Source organism: Mucilaginibacter sp. 14171R-50 (genome assembly GCF_010093045.1).
Taxonomy (GTDB): Bacteria; Bacteroidota; Bacteroidia; order Sphingobacteriales; family Sphingobacteriaceae; genus Mucilaginibacter.
Genome location: NZ_CP048115.1, coordinates 4,008,231 through 4,029,898 on the forward strand (window position 1 = coordinate 4,008,231; position 21,668 = coordinate 4,029,898).

General features: G+C 45.4%; 17 protein-coding genes. 15 read left to right on the top strand and 2 right to left on the bottom strand.

The genetic code is table 11. The features are described from left to right. Both GWR56_RS18200 and GWR56_RS18205 read left to right on the top strand, forming a co-directional pair. Window positions 1-1,248 (top strand): glutamate-5-semialdehyde dehydrogenase, encoded by a 1,248-nt coding sequence (locus GWR56_RS18200; protein WP_162432623.1) that lies wholly within the window; start codon window positions 1-3, stop codon window positions 1,246-1,248. Between the two features lie 61 nt (window positions 1,249-1,309). Next, on the top strand, window positions 1,310-2,089 hold the full coding sequence (locus GWR56_RS18205; RefSeq protein WP_162432624.1) for a DUF2231 domain-containing protein: 780 nt from the start codon (window positions 1,310-1,312) through the stop codon (window positions 2,087-2,089). A gap of 381 nt (window positions 2,090-2,470) precedes the next feature. Here the strand turns inward: GWR56_RS18205 and GWR56_RS18210 are convergent, their stop codons facing one another. Continuing rightward, window positions 2,471-3,196, bottom strand: a complete 726-nt coding sequence (locus GWR56_RS18210; RefSeq protein ID WP_162432625.1) for a hypothetical protein — start codon at window positions 3,194-3,196, stop codon at window positions 2,471-2,473. A gap of 250 nt (window positions 3,197-3,446) precedes the next feature. Between GWR56_RS18210 and mnmA the strand changes: the two genes are divergently transcribed. The 3 genes from mnmA to GWR56_RS18225 all read left to right on the top strand — a co-directional run bounded on the left by mnmA (window position 3,447) and on the right by GWR56_RS18225 (window position 7,680). After that, window positions 3,447-4,535 (top strand): tRNA 2-thiouridine(34) synthase MnmA, encoded by a 1,089-nt coding sequence (mnmA, locus tag GWR56_RS18215; RefSeq protein ID WP_162432626.1) that lies wholly within the window; start codon window positions 3,447-3,449, stop codon window positions 4,533-4,535. A 229-nt stretch (window positions 4,536-4,764) separates the two neighbouring features. After that, window positions 4,765-7,164, top strand: coding sequence for a type I DNA topoisomerase (topA, locus tag GWR56_RS18220; protein WP_162432627.1), 2,400 nt, complete (start codon window positions 4,765-4,767; stop codon window positions 7,162-7,164). Window positions 7,165-7,275: 111 nt separating this feature from the next. Continuing rightward, a complete protein-coding gene (locus GWR56_RS18225) occupies window positions 7,276-7,680 on the top strand; it encodes a hypothetical protein (RefSeq protein ID WP_162432628.1) in 405 nt (134 codons plus the stop codon). Here GWR56_RS18225 and GWR56_RS18230 read toward each other — a convergent pair. Next, window positions 7,677-9,170, bottom strand: a complete 1,494-nt coding sequence (locus GWR56_RS18230; protein ID WP_162432629.1) for a gluconokinase — start codon at window positions 9,168-9,170, stop codon at window positions 7,677-7,679. The genes GWR56_RS18225 and GWR56_RS18230 overlap by 4 nt on opposite strands. Window positions 9,171-9,464: 294 nt before the next feature. Here GWR56_RS18230 and GWR56_RS18235 point away from each other — a divergent pair, with 294 nt between their 5' ends. The 10 genes from GWR56_RS18235 (at window position 9,465) to GWR56_RS18275 (ending at window position 21,383) form a co-directional block, all read left to right on the top strand. Further along, entirely contained in the window at window positions 9,465-9,854 is a 390-nt protein-coding gene (locus GWR56_RS18235) for a response regulator (RefSeq protein WP_162432630.1), read from the top strand. Continuing rightward, complete coding sequence (locus GWR56_RS18240; RefSeq protein ID WP_162432631.1) at window positions 9,832-10,926, top strand: sugar transferase; 1,095 nt, start codon at window positions 9,832-9,834, stop codon at window positions 10,924-10,926. Before GWR56_RS18235 ends, GWR56_RS18240 begins: the two co-directional genes overlap by 23 nt. 4 nt (window positions 10,927-10,930) lie before the next feature. After that, window positions 10,931-11,614 carry a TolC family protein gene (locus tag GWR56_RS18245; RefSeq protein ID WP_162432632.1) on the top strand — a complete coding sequence of 228 codons (684 nt, stop codon included), beginning with the start codon at window positions 10,931-10,933 and terminating at the stop codon, window positions 11,612-11,614. 3 nt (window positions 11,615-11,617) lie between these two features. Further along, the gene (locus GWR56_RS18250) at window positions 11,618-13,768 is read left to right on the top strand and encodes an exopolysaccharide transport family protein (RefSeq protein WP_162432633.1); all 2,151 of its coding nucleotides are present in this window, start codon (window positions 11,618-11,620) and stop codon (window positions 13,766-13,768) included. A 45-nt stretch (window positions 13,769-13,813) separates the two neighbouring features. Further along, window positions 13,814-13,951 carry a hypothetical protein gene (locus tag GWR56_RS20575; RefSeq protein ID WP_183547765.1) on the top strand — a complete coding sequence of 46 codons (138 nt, stop codon included), beginning with the start codon at window positions 13,814-13,816 and terminating at the stop codon, window positions 13,949-13,951. An 11-nt stretch (window positions 13,952-13,962) separates the two neighbouring features. Continuing rightward, window positions 13,963-15,468, top strand: coding sequence for an O-antigen ligase (locus GWR56_RS18255; protein WP_162432634.1), 1,506 nt, complete (start codon window positions 13,963-13,965; stop codon window positions 15,466-15,468). A gap of 14 nt (window positions 15,469-15,482) precedes the next feature. Next, window positions 15,483-16,097 carry a DapH/DapD/GlmU-related protein gene (locus GWR56_RS20770; protein WP_162432635.1) on the top strand — a complete coding sequence of 205 codons (615 nt, stop codon included), beginning with the start codon at window positions 15,483-15,485 and terminating at the stop codon, window positions 16,095-16,097. An 11-nt stretch (window positions 16,098-16,108) separates the two neighbouring features. Next, window positions 16,109-17,455, top strand: a complete 1,347-nt coding sequence (locus GWR56_RS18265; protein ID WP_162432636.1) for a lipopolysaccharide biosynthesis protein — start codon at window positions 16,109-16,111, stop codon at window positions 17,453-17,455. Between the two features lie 11 nt (window positions 17,456-17,466). Next, window positions 17,467-18,654, top strand: a complete 1,188-nt coding sequence (locus GWR56_RS18270) for a glycosyltransferase family 2 protein (protein ID WP_162432637.1) — start codon at window positions 17,467-17,469, stop codon at window positions 18,652-18,654. A gap of 98 nt (window positions 18,655-18,752) precedes the next feature. Then, entirely contained in the window at window positions 18,753-21,383 is a 2,631-nt protein-coding gene (locus GWR56_RS18275) for an amino acid adenylation domain-containing protein (protein ID WP_162432638.1), read from the top strand. Window positions 21,384-21,668: the final 285 nt, after the last annotated feature.

The window sequence follows — 21,668 nt, forward strand, 5'->3', positions numbered from 1 at the left end:
ATGGATTACAAACACTATTTTGAAAATGCTTTAATTGCCGGCCGTAACGCCGCCCTGTCCCCGGCTGTTATTAACCAGGTGTTGCTTGATGTGGCCAGGGCCGCAGTTGAACAAACGGATTACCTGTTGCAGGAAAACAAAAAAGACCTGGAACGCATGGACCCTGCCGACCCCAAATACGATCGCCTTACACTTACTGCCGCAAGAATAAAAGCAATAGCCGCCGATATGGAGAACGTGGCCGGGATGGATAGTCCGCTGGGTAAAGTGTTATCAGAAACAACCCTTCCTAATGGCTTGCATATTAAAAAAGTACGCGTACCCCTGGGTGTAGTTGGCGTAATTTACGAAGCACGGCCAAATGTTACTTTTGATGTTTTTGCGCTGTGTTTTAAAACCGGCAATATCAGCATATTAAAGGGAGGCAGCGATGCAGCTTTTTCGAACCGTGCCGTTATGAAGGTCATTCACGGGGTTTTATCCGGACACAATATCGATGTTAATTTTGCCACCCTGCTGCCTGTTGAACGTGAAGCTACGGAGGCTTTGTTGAATGCGGTAGGTTATGTGGATGTGCTGATACCCCGGGGCAGCCAATCGCTTATAAATTATGTACGTAACAGCAGCAAGGTGCCCGTGATAGAAACCGGTGCAGGCATTGTGCACACCTATTTTGATGAAACCGGCGACCTGGAGAAAGCCATCGCCATTGTGGATAACGCCAAAACCCGCCGGGTAAGTGTTTGCAACGCGCTGGATTGCCTCATCATCAACAGCAAACGGCTGGGCGACCTGCTGCATATAGCCGAACCATTGGGCCAAAAAGGTGTAACAATTTATGCCGATAAAAGGGCTTACGAAGTGCTTGATGGCATATACCCGGCCCATCTTTTGGAAGAAGCTAAGCCCGAACATTTCGGTACCGAGTTTTTATCGATGAAGCTGTCTATAAAAACAGTGGATAATTTAGATCAGGCATTGCATCATATCGCCATAAACAGTTCTAAACACAGCGAGGCTATCATATCTGAGGATGAGCTGAATATCGAGTCTTTCCTGAATCGTGTTGATGCAGCTGCGGTTTATGTAAACACCTCAACCGCCTTTACCGATGGTGCTCAGTTTGGCCTTGGCGCCGAAATAGGCATCAGTACCCAAAAACTGCACGCACGCGGCCCAATGGGGCTCGAAGAACTGACCAGCTATAAATGGATAGTTAAAGGCAACGGGCAGATACGTACGCCTTAATCGCGCTTTCGTAAAAACAAAGCATGGCCTTATGTTTTATATAGTTAGCAACTATATAACCATGAGAAGCAAGGCAAACATCAAAGGGCACCCTATTCATCCTATACTTATACCCTTCCCCATCGCATTTTTGATCGGGACATTAGTTTTCGATATTTTAAGGGTAACCACCGGGAACAGCAGTTACTGGCAAACTGGGGGCTATCTGGAAATTGCCGGGATAATCACCGCGCTTATAGCTGCGATACCAGGCGTTATAGATTACTTCGGGACCGTACCGCCTGATAGCTCCGGTAAAAAGCGTGCCGCAACTCACGGCCTGGTTAACCTTACACTGGTGGTTGTTTTCGCGATAGCATATACGCTTCGGGATGATTCGTCTGTTGGTTTGATCATAGCGCTCGAAAGCGTGGGCACTATTATGCTCTTCGTTTCGGGATGGCTTGGCGGAACACTGGCATACCGCAATCAGATAGGTGTAGATATAAGGTATGCCGGCGCCGGCAAGTGGAACGAGGCGCATATAGCCAACAGCAGCGGTTTAATAGAAGTTGCTGCCGCGGGCGAGTTAAAAACCGACCAGATGAAGCTTATACATATCGGCACCAAACGGATAGTGCTGGGTAACACCGGTAAAGGCTATGTAGCGTTTGAAGACCGTTGCTGCCACAAGGGCGGCTCGTTGGCGGGTGGGGCTATGATATGCGGCACCGTTCAGTGCCCCTGGCATGGGTCGCAGTTTGATTGTAAAACGGGCGCTGTTAAGGCCGGGCCCGCTAAGGATGATATAGCTGTTTACCCTGTTCAGGAAAAGGATGGTGTTGTTTATATAAGTGTTTAGTTAAGCCTTGCACCCCGCGCGCTCTTTTGCAACTAACGCGTACGCAGTTTGCGTTTATCTCGTCACAGACACTTAGAGTTTTAAGCACTTCTTTACAGGCGCGAGATGATAATTTGAATTAGTTCTTCGTTAGGAATGTGTTTGTGTTATATGACCGTCAGTGGATGTACTTTTCTTTTCTCTCAAAAGAAAAAGTACCAAAAAGAAAAGTCGCGGCTGCGTCCTGTTCTGTGAAAGAAGTTGCCAATGCAATGCCTGTACTATCCGAACAGGCCAATGCCGCATTTAAGGTGAGGTTAGGGCAGTGCTTTCCTGGCGGCTGACTTTTCTATAGAAGATTGCCACGCTATCACTCGCAATGACGGTTTATGTTTTCTCTCGTCAGCAAAGCAGCTTCGGGCGAAAGCGGGCAGAACAATGGTGGGTTGTGCGTGGCAAGGGCATTAGGAAATTTTGCTGAAGCGAGGGATGTGCGGCGAAGCGTGGGGCAAAAGCTTCCAGCCCGTGGTTCTGCCCGGTTTGCGGGGTAAAGGCCTTGTGCGGCAAAGAAGCCTTTTTGCTGACTTGAATTTTTGCTTCTTTTGTTTCAAGACAAAACGGCGAAGCCCTCTTGAGCACCTTAAAAAAACAAACAACAGCGAAAAACAAGTAGCCCTCCGCGGCAATGAGCAGGGCAACGTTCATAAAAGCGCAACAGTTTATCTCTTCTTCGTTAGGAATGGCAGTGTTACACCAAGTCGTCAGTGGATGTACTTTTTCTTTTCTCTCAAAAGAAAAAGTACCAAAAAGAAAAGTCGCGGCTGCGTCCTGTTCTGTGAAAGGAAGTGCTTTAGCAATTGCTATACTACTCGAACAGGCCAATGCCGCATTTGGCGGTGACGTTAGGACTGTACTTTTTCTTTTCAGCGGCTTTTCTATCGAAGATTGCCACGCTACGCTCGCAATGACGTTCCGTTTTGTCAGGCATTTAAGAGCGGGGGGCTTCCTGTCAGAGTGAGCGGGCCGGGTGTATGGCGGGAATGACGGTTTAGCTTTTTTCGATGGATTGGAGCGCAGCAAACAATCGAGAAAAAAAGCGTTAAGAACCGGCAGGGCGGGCTGAAGCATCGCTCTGACTTGAATTTTTGCTTCTTTTGTTTCAAGACAAAAGAAGTAGCCCTCCGCGGCAATGAGCGGACCGGCGTTTATAACAACACAAACGCGACCTATTACCTTTATACATGCGGTTGTTAACAGGCCTATCGATGATTGCCACGCTATCGCTCGCAATGACGGTTTACAAGCAAACACCATTTTACCCTCCCCTGACCCAAGCCATCATCACCTTAAACTGTAAAACCTTATCTTTGCAGCCATTATGAGTAAGCACGGTAGGATATTAGTGGCAATGAGCGGCGGAGTTGATAGTTCTGTAGCGGCAGTAATGCTGCACGAACAGGGCTATGAGGTTATCGGCCTTACCATGAAAACCTGGGACTACGCCGCAAGCGGCGGCAGTTCGAAAGAAACCGGCTGCTGCAGTCTGGACAGCATTAACGATGCGCGTGCTTTGGCCGTTGGCTATGGTTTCCCGCATTATATACTGGATATCCGTAATGAGTTTGGCGATTTTGTTATCGATAACTTTGTTGACGAATACCTTGCAGGCCGCACCCCCAACCCCTGCGTACTGTGCAACACCCACATAAAATGGGAAGCCCTTTTAAAACGTGCCGATAAGCTGGATTGCGAATTTATAGCGACAGGGCATTATGCTAATATCCGCCTGCAGGATAACGGCCGGTATGTAATATCAAAAGGTAAAGACGAAAATAAAGATCAATCATACGTGCTTTGGGGCGTATCGCAGCAAAACCTGGCGCGTACCAAATTCCCGTTAGGCAGTTTCTCAAAACCTGAGATCAGACAGATGGCCGTAGATATGGGTCAGCTGGAACTGGCAGGCAAAAGCGAGAGCTACGAGATCTGCTTTGTGCCTGATAACGACTACCGGGCGTTTCTGCGTCATAAAGTTGAAGACCTTGACAAACGTGTTGGCGCGGGTAATTTTGTATTAACAGACGGCACCGTGGTGGGCAAACATCTTGGCTACCCTTACTATACCATTGGCCAGCGCAAGGGCTTAGGCATTGCTTTGGGCAAACCTATGTTTGTAACCAAAATTCAACCCGAGAATAATACCGTTGTTTTAGGCACTATAGAAGAACTTGAAAAGAAAGAAGCATGGGTGCGCAACCTTAACCTGGTTAAATACGAAAGCATCAAAGAACCCATTGAAGCCGTAACCAAAATACGGTACAAGGATGCAGGTACCGAAAGCAAGATAGTGCAGATAGGCGACCACATGAAGGTATCGTTCGATCATATGGTATCAGGCATTGCGCCAGGCCAGTCGGCCGTATTCTACGAAGGCAGCGACCTGCTGGGCGGGGGATTTTTGATTTAATCGTCCTCAGCACGTCATTCCGAGGTACGAAGCAATCTCCTTAAGCTAAACGCTACGCAAAATGTACACCTTCTTAAAGAGATTGCTTCGTACCTCGCAATGACCGTTTTAAAAGCTCAAAAAAGCCTCAAAACTTTCCAGCTTTACAACATTACAAACCTTCAACAGTATAATTAATTTGCGTTTCTAACGCATTTTATGTTTTCTTTGCAAAAAAACACCCGCTTAAATGGCTAAAAATTTACTCATAGTTGAATCGCCGGCGAAAGCCAAAACCATTGAAGGATACCTCGGAAAGGACTTTACCGTAAAATCAAGCTACGGCCATATCCGCGACCTGGTGAAGTCTGAAGATGCTATCGATATCAACAATAACTTCAATCAAAAATATGAGGTACCTGCCGATAAAAAGCAGGTGGTGAGCGAGTTAAAGAAATTGGCTAAAGAAGCAGATGTTGTATGGCTCGCATCCGATGAGGACCGCGAGGGAGAGGCCATATCATGGCACTTATTTGAGACCTTAGGATTAAAAGAACCTGATACCCGCCGCATTGTTTTCCATGAGATAACCAAGCCGGCCATTATGAAGGCCATAGAAAATCCCCGTAAGATAGATTACAACCTGGTAAATGCACAGCAAGCCCGCCGCGTTTTAGACAGGCTGGTTGGTTTTGAGCTATCGCCCGTTTTATGGAAGAAAGTTAAACCATCGCTGTCGGCAGGCCGTGTTCAGTCGGTTGCCGTTAGGCTGATCGTTGACCGCGAGCGCGAGGTAAATAAATTTAAAGCCGAGGCCGCTTTTAAAATTGTGGCGATATTCGGCAAAGGTCGCGATGCTTTTAAAGCTGAACTGCCCGAGCGTTTCAGCAAGCAGGAAGATGCCGAAAAATTTCTGCAGGATTGCATTAACGCCATCTTTGAGATCAAATCGCTGGAGACGAGGCCAACCAAACGCTCGCCCGCCGCGCCCTTTACCACTTCTACCCTGCAGCAGGAAGCGAGCCGGAAACTCGGCTACTCGGTTGCGCGTACCATGCAGGTAGCCCAGCGCTTGTACGAATCAGGATATATCACTTATATGCGTACCGACTCGGTAAACCTGAGCGATACGGCACTTAATGCCGCCGCGGCCGAAATTGTATCGGCCTACGGTGACAAATACCATCAGCAACGAAAGTATAAAACCAAGAGCGCTGGCGCGCAGGAAGCGCACGAGGCTATACGCCCCACTTATTTCAGTAACCATACTATTGATGGCGAAAGCGCCGAAAAACGCTTATATGAGTTGATCTGGAAACGATCCATTGCATCGCAAATGAGCGAAGCGCAGTTTGAGAAAACCGTTGCAAAGATCAGTATATCAACCCGAAAGGAAGACCTGGTGGCCAATGGCGAGGTGATGAAGTTTGACGGTTTCCTGAAAGTTTACCTGGAAGGCAGCGACGACGATGATGAAAACCAAACCGCTGATGGCGAGAACGCTATATTGCCGCCTTTAACAAAAGGCCAGGTTTTAAATCTGCAGGAACTAACCGCTACCGAACGTTTTTCGCGCCCGCCGGCACGGTATACCGAGGCAAGTTTGGTGAAGAAGTTAGAAGAGCTTGGCATCGGCCGCCCCTCTACGTACGCCCCTACTATATCTACCATACAAAACCGCGGTTATGTGGTTAAAGAGGAGCGCGAAGGCCGCCAGCGTAACTTTAGGGTGATGACGCTTAAGGGCGATAACATCATAAAGGAAACCAAAACAGAGAATACCGGCGCCGAACGCGGGAAACTGTTCCCAACTGATATCGGCGCGGTGGTGAACGATTTTTTGGTGCAGCATTTTCATGGCATCGTTGATTTTAACTTTACCGCCAGCGTTGAAAAACAATTTGATGAGATAGCCCAGGGCTTGCAGGAGTGGACGAAGATGATCCGCACCTTTTACAACCCATTTCATAAAGATGTGCAAAGTACTATTGAAACCGCCGACAAGGCAACCGGCGAACGCGAGTTGGGCGTACACCCCGAGAGCGGCAAAAAGGTTTCGGTACGTATTGGCCGTTACGGCCCCTTTGTTCAGGTTGGCGAGAACCCCAGCGACGAAAATGAGGAAAAACCTTTATACGCCAGCCTGCGAACGGGCCAGAGTATTGAGACCATTAGCCTTGAGGAAGCACTTGAACTGTTTAAACTGCCAAAAGTGGTTGGCGAGTACGAGGGTAAGGTGATGAAGGTAGCCATTGGCCGTTTTGGCCCGTACATAAGCCATAACAGCGCTTTTGTATCGTTGCCAAAAGAGATAGATCCGCTTGATGTTACCGAAGAACAGGCCATTGAACTGATTGAGGCTAAACGTAAAAAAGACGCCGAAAGACTTATTAAGTCGTTTCCGGAAGATGAAACTGTTAAAGTTTTAAATGGCCGCTGGGGGCCTTACATTGAATTTGGCAAGCTAAATGTTAAAATACCGAAGGATATTACCGACCCAACTACGCTTACTTACGAACAGTGCAAAGCGTTAGCTGATGCCATGCCTAAGGACGCGAAAAAAGGCCGTTTTGGTAAAACCGTAGCCGCCGCCAAACCCGCGGCAAAAAAAGCGCCCGCAAAGAAAAAAGCGGCGGCGAAAAAGAAGTAATTGTTGAAACGTTTTAAGGTTGAAATGCTGTAAGGTTTAATTTAATTGTCAGCAAGCAACTTTTCAACCTTACAACATTCCAACTTTACAACATATACAACAGCAAAAACAATGATAAAAGACCTTCCACCAAATGTGGTAAAAGATATAGCGGTAGCGGTTGCGTTGGAGGGTGAGAACCCCGAAAGCAAAGTTTGGTATGTGTACCTTATCAACCTTAAGAACCAACCTTTAGAGAATGTGCTGGTAACCTCAAAAGGCTATGGCGAAAAGGATGGTGAACAAGTTAAAACTTCCATCCTGCGCCACTCCTTCCCTGTTGTAGAAGCAAACTCCTACAAGCTTATCGAGCCCATTGACGAGCAAACCTTTGGTTTGAACAACGAGTACTGGCTTAGCTATTACATCGGTAAAGAAATTTTCGATAAAAAATTCATCTTTTTACCGGAAAGCATTGTAGAGGAAAACTTTATAAAACTGCCGGTAGTTAATAAACCCGGCGTAATGATCCGTTAATTATTCAGATCGTAAAGTTGATGTACCGATAACCTGATATCGCTATATAGCTTTTTATATATCGGATATATTTTACCGTAAAGTGCATGGGCCGCTGCATTAGGTTCTATTACATCTTTATGGGCAGCTTCGTTGTTTACAATTTGTTTTATATCCATCCCGAGTGCCTGCATAGCCAGGTAAATTGCCCCTACGGCGGATGCATCTTCTGATTGCAGCAGCACCAGCTTTTTGCCGGTGATATCAGCCAACAGCTGTACCCATGTTGGCGATGATATAAACCCGCCGCTGATCACCAGTTCGGTTACCCGGCTTTCCGCAGATTCAACCGCGAGCAGCACGTCGTTCAGAGCAAAACAGATACCCTCTAAGGCAGCCCTTAAAAAATGCTGCTGTTGATGTTTAAAATTAATATTTATAAAAGCGCCCGAACTTTTGGCATCCCAGACAGGAGCCCGCTCGCCGTACAGGTAAGGTAAAAATACCAATCCATCGCTACCGGGCCTTACGGTTGATATCCGGTTAAAAAGGGTTTTATATGCTTCTTCAGTAATATTGTCAATCTTCAGAAAATCTTTTAAAAGCCAGTTTACAGCCGCGCCGCCATTGTTTACGGCCCCGCCGCTGATAAAGGTATGGGCGTTTAAAAGGTAGTTAAACGTCATGGCGCGATAATTATAAACCGGTGCGCTGCCCCCCACCCTTACAGCGCCGCTGGTGCCAATGGTAAGCGCCCCTACTCCCGGCCCTACCGCATTGCCGCCAAGATTAGCACAGCAGCCATCACTGGCGCCTATAATAAAAGCTGTGTTGGTGTTAACACCGGGTAAAATACCGGTAGATGCCAGGTATCGCTTATGATCGGTATTAACCGGCGCGGAAAGCTTGGCACTTTTTATACCGGCCAAATCGAGCGCTTTGTTATACCATTTTAGTTCCAGTATATCAAACATACCCGTGGCAGAAGCAATTGAATAATCCACCTCGAAAACACCGAACAGCTTAAACCAGACATACTCTTTAACCGAAATGAATTTATGCGCTTGTTTAAACAGGGTACCGGTGTTTTCGCGCATCCATACCAGTTTACACAATGGCGACATGGCATAAATTGCGGTGCCTGTGTGCCGGTACAAGTCTTCGCCGTCAGCAGATGCTTTTATCCGGAGCGCGATATCCGCGCTCCGCGAATCAGACCATAGCATGGCGTCGGCCATGGCGCTGCCATGCTCGTCAACCGGCATAATACTATGCATAGCGCTGCTAAAGCTTATGGCGGCCGGGGCTGCTTTTAACTGCGCGGTGATCTGGGCTACACATTTTACAAAGGCCTGCCATATCCGTTCGGCATCCTGCTCGCTATAACCGGGTTTAGGATTGTTTGTAGGATAATGGTGCTGCGCAACAGCAACTGTTTTGCCATCGGCATTAACAGCCACCGCCTTGGCACTACCCGTGCCTAAATCAACACCAACAAAGTAATTTTGCATAACCCGAAACTAATTTTAACGCTGTGCGTAAACATAGCAGAAGATATTTAAAAAAAATCCACAATGGCAATATTTGTCAACAAATGCATCCCGATATGCGGAATTTAATTCACTATCGAATAAATTACTCTACTTTTAAAATAAAAATCGAATTCGAAATTTTGCGTAGGTAGCTGGGAGATAAATATTTGATGTTTTCCACCCACGGTCTGGAAGTATTTGGCATGATATTTTTTAGGTGATTCCATATAAAAATATCATATTTATAACCAGAAACTACAAATTAGAGTCGGCATGAAAAAAACTTTATTGATTGTTGATGATGATTTGAGTATTTTAAAACTACTCAATTTTATATTATCGAAAGATTACGAGATAGTAGTAAAAAACAACGGTATTGAAGCATTTAGCTGGTTGGAGGATGGTAACATGCCCAAGCTAATTATCTCTGATTTGCAGATGCCTTACTTTGACGGGCAATCGTTTGTTAAAAATGTAAAGATCAGCGGCTTTTATCGGGATATACCTGTCATCCTGCTTTCGGCGGCACATGACCTTGATGAGCAGGTAGCCAGGATGCCTTTTAAAGTTGAGGCCCATATAGCTAAGCCATTTAACCCAACAACCCTAAAAACAGCCATTAACCAGGCCCTGAAAGTTTATGACGAACAAGACAGCAACTGATTGGAACGAAAACTCGAACTCCCAGATCAGGATTGCATACGCAGGCTTGGAACTGAAGGACCTGATAGCTAATGACCTGGCTAACTATTTTCGTATCGCTTTTAACAATACGCTTAAAGACCTTGAGGACTACCTGGGCGATCAGTCGATATTAACCATTCCGGACATTATTTTGGTTGAAGTTGATAAGGACGAAGAATGCTTTGCATTAGTTGACCGGTTAAAGCATAATTTTTTATTGAACGGGGTGATCATTGTAATGCTGTCAACCCATAAAGATAAGCGCCAGGTGCAAAAGGCCATGCAGCTTAAGCTTCACGATTTTTACTCGTACCCCTTCTCTACATCCGACCTTCGCGAAAGGCTTAACTTCCTGGTAAAATTTAAGCTGATAAAGCCAAAACTGTTAGAACTTTCAAAAGAAGTTGATATTACTTATAAAATGCCTTTTGGCAAGCGGTTTCTTGACCTGTTAATAGCCGGCACTATGTTTATTTGTTTGCTGCCCGTAATGCTTATTGTGGCCATCGCCATAAAGTTAGACTCGCGCGGGCCTATACTTTATAAAAGCAAACGTGTGGGGACTGGTTACAAAGTATTTGATTTTTACAAATTCAGGAGCATGCGCACCGATGCCGATCAGCTGCTGGCGCAAATGGCGGTGGAGAATAACCAGTATTCCGCGCAAGAGCAGGGCTCTGGAAAAGCTGCCTTTGTTAAAATAAAGAACGACCCGCGCATTACCAGGCTGGGTAACTTTTTGCGCAGTTCAAGCCTTGATGAGTTGCCGCAGTTGTTTAACATCCTTAAGGGTGATATGTCTGTGGTAGGTAACCGGCCACTACCCGTTTACGAGGCCGAAATGCTTACCTCGAACGAGTGGTCGATGCGCTTTCTGGGCCCGGCTGGTTTGACCGGTTTATGGCAGATAAGCAAGCGCGGCAAAGAGGATATGAGCGAAAGGGAGCGTAAAAAACTGGATAACTTTTACGCTCAAAAATACTCGATATGGCTTGATCTGAAGATAATTATTGGTACAGTGCCCGCTTTATTTCAAAAAGAGAAGGTTTAAAAAAATGAACAGTAAACTGAAGATATTTTTCGTTTTGATGATTGTGGTGTTCAGCGCTACGGCTGCAAGCGCCCAACAGGAGTCGTTTATCACCGATGTTTCGTACCCCTATCTTGAAAAACTGATAGCTACAGCGAAAAAGAACTACCCCGAAGTAAAAGTACGCCAGGCGCAGGTAAATGCCGCCAAGGCCGCGCTCACGCAATCAAAGGTAATGTGGCTTGATGCTTTCACCGGTTCGTATATTTATAGCCCGCGTAATTCATTAAACCTGGCCAACCCTACGTTTTTCAATGGTTATCAAATAAGTATTTCGGTAAATTTAGGCACATTGTTTTCAAAACCCTTTGCCACCCGAACTGCTAAGGAAACGGTTAACATTGCGCAATACCAGCAGCAACAGTACAACCTGTCGATAGAGGCGCAGGTAAAACGCCTGTATTTTGCTTACCTGGAAGCCCAGGCCGACCTGCGTAACCGCGCAAGGGCCGTTGTTGACGGCGAAATTGCGGTTAAGCAACTGAAGTACACCTTTCAAAAAGGAGAAACTTCGTTTCATGATTATAACGAGTCTTTAACGAGCTTATACAATCAAAATTCTTTCAAAGTACAAAGCGAACTGGCCACACTAACGGCGAAGGCTAATCTTGAAGAAATTTTGGGCGTTAAATTAGAAGAGGTTAAATAGGGCATGGAGTTAGGGAATTTTTTTAAACTTTTATGGAAACATAAAAACCTGCTGATCATTATTCCGCTGGTTACAATTATTGTATCGTACTTCCTGGTAAAAAATCTTGCCGATAAATACATTTCAAGCGCGCAAATAGCTACGGGTATTGTTGATGAATCGCGCCACTTATTAGATGCGGACCCTACCGGCGCAGCTAAAGAGCAGTCTATCAACCACGAGTTTAGTAACCTGATAGAAATCATGAAGCTTAAAACGCTGGTAAACCAGGTATCGTACCAGTTGATACTGCACGATCTTACCGACAGCGTTCCGTTTAAGCCGCAAAGCAAATTGTTTGCCAGCATGAACCCCGCCGCCCGCAAGCATGCTATAGAGGTTTTTACAAACAAGTTTAAAACTATGCAGCCGTTATCGTACTATAACAAAGACGAGAACGGGTTAAACGAACTGCTTAGATCAATGAAATATGACGAAAGATCGTTACGTAAAGACCTGTACATAAACCGGGATGAGGACAGCGATTTTATATCCGTAAGCTATGAATCGGGCAACCCGCAGCTATCGGCCTTTGTAGTAAACGTGCTTTGCAAGCAGTTTATTGATTATTACACACATACGGTTAGACAAAATGAAACCGACGCGGTAAACTACCTGGCCAACCTGCTGGAAGAGAAACGCAACGCCTTAAATGCCAAAACCAACAAACTGCAGCAATACAAAATAAAAAATGGGGTAATCAATCTTGATGAACAGTCGAAAGCAATTTTTGACCAGATCATGATCTACAACGACCGCAAGCAGCAGGCCGAAAAGGACGTGGCATCGTATAACGGCGCCATCAAAAAAATTGACGACAAATTTGACCCAAGCGAACGCAAATATATTGAGGCAAGCATAAGCAAATATAACCAGGCGGTAATAAACTCGCAGGACCAGCTGCATATACTTACTGATAAATATGTAAGAAGCGGATTTAACCCCAGGCTGAAACCGTCTATCGATTCGTTATCAAATAAACTTGCCGCGCAAATAAACCAAACATCTGATAAATACATTACTAACCCCTTAACCGGTAAAGATGACCTGGTAAAGCAGAAACTTACGCTTGAGGTAAGCCGCGACCTGGCTAAATACAGCCTGCAATCAATAAACAACGCTGTAAACGCGTTAAACGATAAGTTTAACCGACTGGTACCTTTTGACGCTACTGTTAAAACCTACAATTTTGATATTGACATTGCCAGTAAAGAGTATCTTGATGTATTAAACAAATACAATCAAACCAATCTGCAATCTACCTTCTCAATCAAATTGCGCCAGGTAGAGCTTGCGACACCCGATGCTGCCGAGCCTTCTAAAAAAATGCTGCTGATCATTTTAGGCGGTATAGTAAGCTTTGCGTTCTGCGTCATCGTATTATTCGGTATATTCTTTTTTGATGACACCATTAAAGAACCCACCGACCTGGTAAACCGCACACATTTGCCGTTAGTTGGGCACCTGAATACGGTAACGGGCTCGCTTGATCTTAAAAAGTTGTGGGATGTTGAGCACCGCGACAAAATGAAGTTATTTAAAGAACTTATCCGTTCAATAAGGTTTGAGATAGACCAGGAACTACGCGGCGAAAAAGTTTTAGGCTTAACCAGTTTGGCCAATCACGAGGGTAAAACGGTTTTAGCCATCAGCCTGGCCTACTCCTACTCCATGATAAACAAAAAAGTGCTGCTTATAGATGGTAACTTTATTAATCCAACCATCAGCAATACGGTGCAGCCTAAGGTTTATGTTGAGGATTACTTCAAGAACAATCCCGACAATTACGAAACGTTCAGTAACACCACTAACGTAATGGGTAATCATGGCGGCGACGTTACCCTGCTGGAGGTTAGCGACGAAAACTTTATCCGCAGCAGGTTTAACGAGCTAAAAACAAAATACGACATTATTATTATAGAAACGCCTCCCCTTTCGTCGCTTAATAAATCGAAAGAATGGCTGTTATTTGCCAATAAAACCATTGCTGTATACGAGGCTAACAAGGGCATCTCAAAATGGCAGAAAGACGATATCAACTATTTAAGAAGTATGGACAGCAAGTTTGCCGGCTGGATATTAAATAAAACCGACCCGAAAAAGGAAAGGTTTTAATTACCGCAAGGCAGCCTGTTATAACCCTTAAATCTCTTTTTTACTATGAGGATAAAACCTGAAGAGACCGGTGAAGATGTTTTTAAAGATCTGACTCCGCTTGAACAAAAAACACGTGTGGCGGCTATTGCATTAGCGTTTGTTGGCGTATTTGTTTGGGCAGCCAAAATTTTATTTTTCTAACAAAGCATAAGATGCTTAACAACCAGGTACAAAAGGCGGGCTTTATAACAAATTTCTTCCGGAAGCTTATTTCGGGCGGGATACCTACCTATAAAATGGTATTGCTGCTTTTGCCGGTGGCCCTGTTTATTGCCGTAGCGATAGCTGTGGGCGGCCTTGTGGCGGCGGGCGGCTTACTGGTGGTATTTGTAGGCATACCTGTAGTATTGGGCATTGTTGCGTACCCCAAATTTGGCATAGCGGTTTTAATGGTGGTTTCGTTCTTTCTTAACTATGTGTCGGAATTTGTACCGCCCGAAACCCCAACCGGTATCATACTTGATGCCATCACCTACCTGCTCATATTCGGCTTTTTGCTAAAGTTTAAATACGACAAAGATTGGAGTTATTTTAAAAACCCGATAAGTTATTTAGTGCTTGCCTGGCTGGCATATAATTTTCTGGAAGTAATAAACCCCGTATCGCCGTCTATACTGGCGTGGGTTTACACGGTACGTACAGTGGGCTTTATTATGCTGATGTACTTTATTTTTGTTTACCAGATACGCTCGGTTGAAACCATCAGGTTCTTATTAAAACTCTGGCTTGTATTAGCCTTTCTATCGGCATTATCGGGCTTTCAGCAAGAAAACTTTGGTTTGTTCGGTTTCGAAAAAACCTGGTACTACTCAGACCCGCTGCGTTTAAGCTTTTTATACATCAACGGGCATTTACGCAAAGTGGCCATTTTTCCTGACCCGGTTACCTTCTCGTACAATATGGTTGTTGCGGCCATATTATGCTTGTGTATCATGTTTCGCAAAATAAAAACATATAAAAAAGTGATATTGGGCTGCATGATACCCTTCTTTTTTCTGGTGATGCTGTACTCAGGCACCAGGGGGGCGTATGTACTGCCGCCTGCAGCTTTAGCAATGCTGGCTGTTATGAATTTTAATAAAAGGATATTGATGTTTGTGGTAGGGGCCGGTTTTGTTTTAGGTGTCCTGATTTTTATGCCTACATCCAACCAATTTATAAAACGTTTTCAAACAGCGTTTCGCCCGTCAGACGATGCATCATTTAACGTCAGGGCCGAAAACCAAAAACGTATACAGCCGTATATATTATCACACCCTATAGGCGGCGGCCTTGGTTCGGTTGGTATTTGGGGCCGGCGGTTCGCGCCAAACTCGTTTCTGGCAAAGTTTCCGCCCGATAGTGGTTATGTACGCGTTGCTGTAGAGATGGGTTATATAGGGCTGATATTGTTTTGTATCTTAATGTTTGTGATCTTAAAAACCGGTATCAATAATTATTATCTCATAAAAAATCCCGAACTTAAAATTTATTGCCTGGCAATGGTATTGATAATATTTGTGTTTAATATTGGCAACTATCCGCAGCAGGCGCTGGTGCAATATCCGTCGAACATATTGTTTTACCTTGCATGCGCATTATTAAACGTAACATTAAGGTTGGATAAGCAGGAACGTGAAACAGCAAACGGCAATAAAGCCGCGCAACTAACCGCCTGATAATTAATTTACAAATGTCACTACTCACCATAGTAAAATCAAATCCGCGTTTAAAAAAGTTTGTCCACTGGCTTATTGTGCAAACGGGCAAATCGGCGCCAAGGTTATGGGTTCGGTGGTTTGTAAACCCGTTTATACATAAGCGTGGCCGTGGCTCGGTGGTAAGATTTTACTCGCGTATGGATTTATTCCCCTTCAATAATTTCGAACTGGGAGCCTATAGCGTGATCGAAGATTTTTCGGCCATAAATAATGGCGTAGGCGACGTCATCATTGGCCACCATACAGGCGTTGGGTTAAGCAATACCATAATTGGGCCAGTAACCATAGGCAACTACGTTACCATGGCGCAGCATATCGTGTTATCGGGCCTTAACCACGGTTTCGAGGATGTTACTTTATCACCCCGGCTACAAAAAGTAGTTACGAGGCAAATTACCGTTTGCGACGACGTTTGGATAGGCGCTAACAGTGTTATCACTGCCGGTGTTACTATCGGCAGGCACTCGGTTATCGGCGCAGGCAGCGTTGTAACAAAGGATATACCTGAGTATTGTGTTGCGGTTGGCAACCCCGCTAAGGTTATAAAAAAATACAATTTTGAAACCGCCACCTGGGACAGGGTTTAGCCGATAATTATATGCCCTTTTTTAAAAAGATAATAAACAAACATACCATAGCGCTGGCTACTAACGCGGCCATGCCTGTAATAGGTATGCTGGTGTTATCATTAATGGCGCATAACCTGCCCAAAGCCGATTTTGGTAACTATATCTTTTTCCTGATGATCTTTATCCTGGGCGACCTGTTCAGGACCGGGTTCCTGCAAACCTCGCTGGTTAAATATTACTCAGGCGCACATCCCGAGCGGGCGCTCAATATGGCCGGTTCTGCCTGGGCGGTGGGGTTTATTTTAACCGCCATCATCGTACTGCTCGATGTTTTGCTCTACATCTTTTACAAAAGCAGCAATGCAGATATGGAAGCTACGCTAAAGTGGTTTGGCATTATTTACCTTACCACCCTCCCGTCGGCCATATCGTCCTGGATATTGCAGGCCGAAGAACGTTTCGACCGGCTGCTGATATTACAGATACTTAACCAGGGGGGCTTCCTGGTGTGCATTCTGCTTTTTATCTGGTTTGATAACATCAGTTTCCAAACGGCTATCTACAGCTATTTTGCAACCAATTTGTTTACCAGCTTGTTCTGTATAGTTTCGGGCTGGGCAAAATCGCACACTATAAAGCACCGCAGCATGCAGTCAATGAAAGAGCTCGCCAACTTCGGCAAGTATAGCGTGGGCACTTCCATAAGCGCTTATTTGCTGCGTGGGTCGGATACCTTTATCATCAAACTAATGTTTGTGCCAGAACTGATAGCAGTTTACTACATCCCGCAGCGGCTGATGGAAATATTTGAGATACCCATGCGCAGTTTTGTATCAACCGCCCTGCCCGAACTATCGGCCGCCCAGCAGCGTAATGATTCGTCAGAAGTAGCCACCATTATGAAAAGGTATGCGGGGATGCTTACAGTAGCCCTTGTCCCGGTGGCAGTGGTAGCTTTTTTACTGGCCGGCATCGCTATCAGGTTGTTGTTTGGCGTAAAGTACCAGGAATCTGAAGCGGTAAACATATTCCGGTTATTTATGTGTTATGTTATGCTGATGCCGGTAGACAGGTTTTTTGGTATAACGCTGGATATTATAGGCAAGCCGCAGCTAAACATGATCAAGGTATTTTTAATGCTGGCCATCAATATCATTGGCGATTTTGTAGGTATCTGGCTATTTCACAGCCTGTATGCCGTAGCGGTCGCATCGTTGTTTACATTTTTTTCGGGTGTTATATTCGGTTATTGGGCGCTAAAAAAACACCTGCATTTTACCATAAGGGATATACTTACTTTAGGATACAGCCAATTAAAAGACGTGCTCATGCACCTATTTAAAAAAGGACGGACCGAAAACGCTGAACAGTTATAAGCAGGACAAACATGGATATTATAAAATTTATATTCTCAATAATTTTCACCCTTATCTTTATTTATCTGGGTATTTACAGCCTGTACCTGTTTATATTCTCGGTATTGGGTAAGCTTATAAAACAAAATCCCCCGCCCGCCGCAACGGCTTACAGCAAGTTTGTTATTTATATATGCGCTTATAAAGAAGATGCCATTATCCTTAGCTCGGCTGCGCAGGCGCTTACTATCGATTATCCAAAAGATAAGTTCCACATTTGCGTAATAGCCGATTCAATGCAGCCCGAAACCATCGAAAAACTAAAGGCCATGCCCCTGCAGGTTGTTGAAGTGGTGTTCGAGAGCAGCACAAAATCAAAAGCGCTGCACGCCGCCATAGCCGCCACTCACCAGGACTTTGATGCCGCCGTGGTATTTGATATAGATAACATTGCCGCGCCCGATTACCTGCACCAGATAAATAATTACCTGCACGATGGTAACCGGGTTATACAGGGGCACCGCGTAGCCAAAAATACCGAAACACCCGTGGCCATTTTAGATGCTATAAGCGAAGAAATAAACAACCACATATTCCGCAAAGCGCAACAGGTTTTCAAACTATCTGCGGCCATTATCGGTTCGGGCATGGTTCTGGAGTTTAAGCTTTTTAAAGATACTATGGCTCAAATTGACGCCGTAGGAGGTTTTGACAAAGAGATGGGACTGGTACTTACCCGCCAGAAAATTCATGTGGCGTATGCCGACAAAGCTTACATATACGACGAAAAGGTAAGCAACCCCGAAGTGTTTAAAAAACAGCGCCGCAGGTGGTTATCAGCGCAGTTTAACTTACTGAAAACCTATGGCTTAACCGGCTTTAAAGAACTTTTTGTGCATGGTAATTTCGACTATTTTAACGAGATATATCAAACCGCTATATTGCCACGTATTTTGATGCTGGGGCTGATGCCGCTAATGCTGTTAATATCACTGCTTACCCCGGGCATTGGCCCGAACTGGCAGTGGTGGCTTGTTGCTACGGCTTGCTGCTACATTGGTATATTAGTTGCTATACCAGCGGGATTTTTTAACGGTAAACTATTAGGTGCCGTATTAAAAATACCGTTGATATTTTTTACAATGCTGGCCTTGCTGTTTAAATTAAAGGGCGCCAACAAAAAATTTATTCATACACCGCATAACCCGGGTGCAAACTAATTACGTAAATACGGGTACAACATTTAAAAAGGGTAATTTGCTACCCTTAAGTATAAAAAGCAATAACATTACAATTATAGTGCGGGGCTAATTAACCTATGGAAGCAGTGCTAAATAACACAACAGTAGATTATCCAAAAAATAAACCGCTTCACAGTCTTATAAACGAAAGCGCGGCGAAGTACCCGGATAAGATAGCGCTGAGGTTTCACCACACGGCGCTTACTTATACCGAATTAAACAATACGGCAAACCGGCTTGCTAAGGAGTTGCTTAAACTGGGCGCAAAAACCGGCCAAATAATAGGTTTGGCGCTCGACAGGTCGCCCGAGATGGTGATATCGCTGCTGGCCATACTCAAAACCGGCGCCGCTTATGTGCCGTTGGACCCCGAATATCCAAAAGATCGCATAGAGTTTATGCTGGACGATTCGGCGGCCACTATACTTCTTACATCGACAAAATATAAAGGCCATTTTGCCTCAAATACCACCGAGGTTTTGATAGAGGAAGCGCTGTTAAATTCGGCCAGCTACTCAAACGATGAGCCTGACACCAATGTAACCGGACAAGACCTGGCTTATGTGCTGTACACCTCAGGATCTACGGGCAAACCAAAAGGCGTGCAAATTGCGCATCATAGCCTGGTAAACTTAATGTACAGCCTGCAAAAAGCCCCCGGCATTAATTCGGAAGATAAAATGCTGGCTGTAGCAACCATATCGTTTGATATAGCAGGCGTAGACCTTTACCTGCCATTAAGCTGCGGTGCCGAGATCATTTTGGCCGACTCTATTACCGCCAAAGACGGCCGCGCCCTGCTGGATATCATCCGCGAACAAAGCATTACCATTTTACAGGCTACCCCGTATACATGGCGCATGATGCTGGAAGTTGGTTGGGACGAATACCTGCCTATAAAAGTATTTTGCGGCGGCGAAGCAATGGCTAAGGACCTGGCCGAAAGATTATTATCGCGCGCTAAAGTGGTATGGAATATGTATGGCCCTACGGAAACCACCATATACTCAATTATTAAACAGGTAACCGATGCCAACGATATTACCATTGGCTGGCCGGTTGATAACACGCAGGTGTATATTTTGGATGAGGAACGAAACAACCTTACCGACGGCGAGATAGGTGAAATTTATATTGGCGGCGCCGGCATGGCGTGGGGGTATCTGAACCGCCCCGACCTTACAGCCGAACGATTTATAGACAGCCCCTTCGCCCCGGGCGAAAAGATTTACCGCACCGGCGATTTGGCGAAACTAAAGCCAGATGGCGATATTGTTTACCTGGGCCGTATAGATCACCAGGTAAAAGTACGGGGCTACCGTATAGAACTTGGCGAAATTGAACATAACCTGGGCAAGCAGGAAGGCATTAAACAGGCGGTGGTCATCGCCCGCGAAGATACGCCCGGCATTCCGCGCTTAGTGGCGTATGTGGTGCTGGAATCGGGCCAGACAGGCATACCCGATAAAAGCATGCTCGACAGTTGGGATAAGGCGTTACTTGAAGTTTTGCCCGAATACATGATGCCCGACGATTATGTGCTGATCGAGGTTATCCCCTCCACGCCAAACGGAAAAATAGATCGCAAGGCCTTACCCAAGCCCGATTACAGCCACATTAACCGGTCAGAAGAATATGTGGCGCCGCGTACAAGCAACGAAAAGCTGGTTGCCGATATATGGGAAGAAATGATGGGGCTGAACAAGATCAGCATATTTGACAATTTCTTTCAGTTGGGTGGCCGTTCGCTTGTGGCGGTTAAAATAATGGCGCGTTTAGAACAGGAAACGGGTAAACGCCTGCCGCTGGCCACTTTATTTGAATATTCTACCGTTGAAAAGCTTGCAGCAAGATTGGAGATAGATGCCGAGGCGATCACCTGGGAATCGCTGGTGCCCATTAAGCCCAAAGGCAGTAAAATGCCGCTTTATATTGTGCACGGCGCGGGACTAAATGTGCTGCTGTTTAACGCCCTTGCCATGAACATGGACGACGAGCAGCCGGTTTATGGCCTGCAGGCAAAAGGCTTAAATGGCATTGATGAGCCACTGGATGTAATGGAAGAGATCGCCGCCAACTATGTGGACGAGATCATTAACCACGACCCGGTTGGCCCTTATGCCGTTGCCGGTTACTCATTAGGGGGACTCATAGCTTACGAAATGGCCAAGCAGATGCTGACCTTAGGCAAGGATGTAAAAATGCTGGCCATGTTTGATACTTATGCCGACCAAACGCAGAAGTATGACCCCTGGCTCAAGAAAAAGCTTTCAAATGCCTGGTTCTTCATCAAGCAGCTGGCCTACACACCCTTACTTTTTATACAGGACCCCAAACGTACAATTGAATACAAAAGCCGCGAAGTTGGCCGCCGTATCCAAAAGATATATAAAAACATCTTCCCGGGTAAGGTAAAGAAAAAGGAAGGTTTTTCGGCATATACCGACGAGATACACGAACGGAGCCTGGCAGCGCAGCGCAATTACCTGTTAACCCCGGTAAACATCGCTATCGAGCTTTTCCGTGCCAAAAAGAAAACATTTTACATGGACGATTTTGAGTTCCTGGGATGGAAGCCCTTTGCCCTTAAAGGCGTAAACGTTCATGATATCCCCGGCGAGCACAACACCATCTTCGCCCCGCCAAACGACAAGCAATTTGCCAAAGTATTGCAGGAATGTTTGGATAAGGCAGCGAAGCACGATTAAAACGGAATTTAACGGATAGTTACATTTAACGATTCTCGTAACCTATTTATTTACCTCAAGAGCCTGATGAACGGAACATAAGCTTTAAATGCGGCATTGGCCTGTTCGGGTAGTACAAGCATTGCCTCAGCACACCCTTTAAAAGAACAGGACGCAGCCGCGACTTTTCTTTGGTCACTTTCTTTTGAGAGAAAAGAAAGTAACATCCACAGGCTTTACAATTGAAAGGTGCCATTCCTAACGAAGAACTAAAAACGGGGTTGCTTCGCCGCACAACCCTTCACT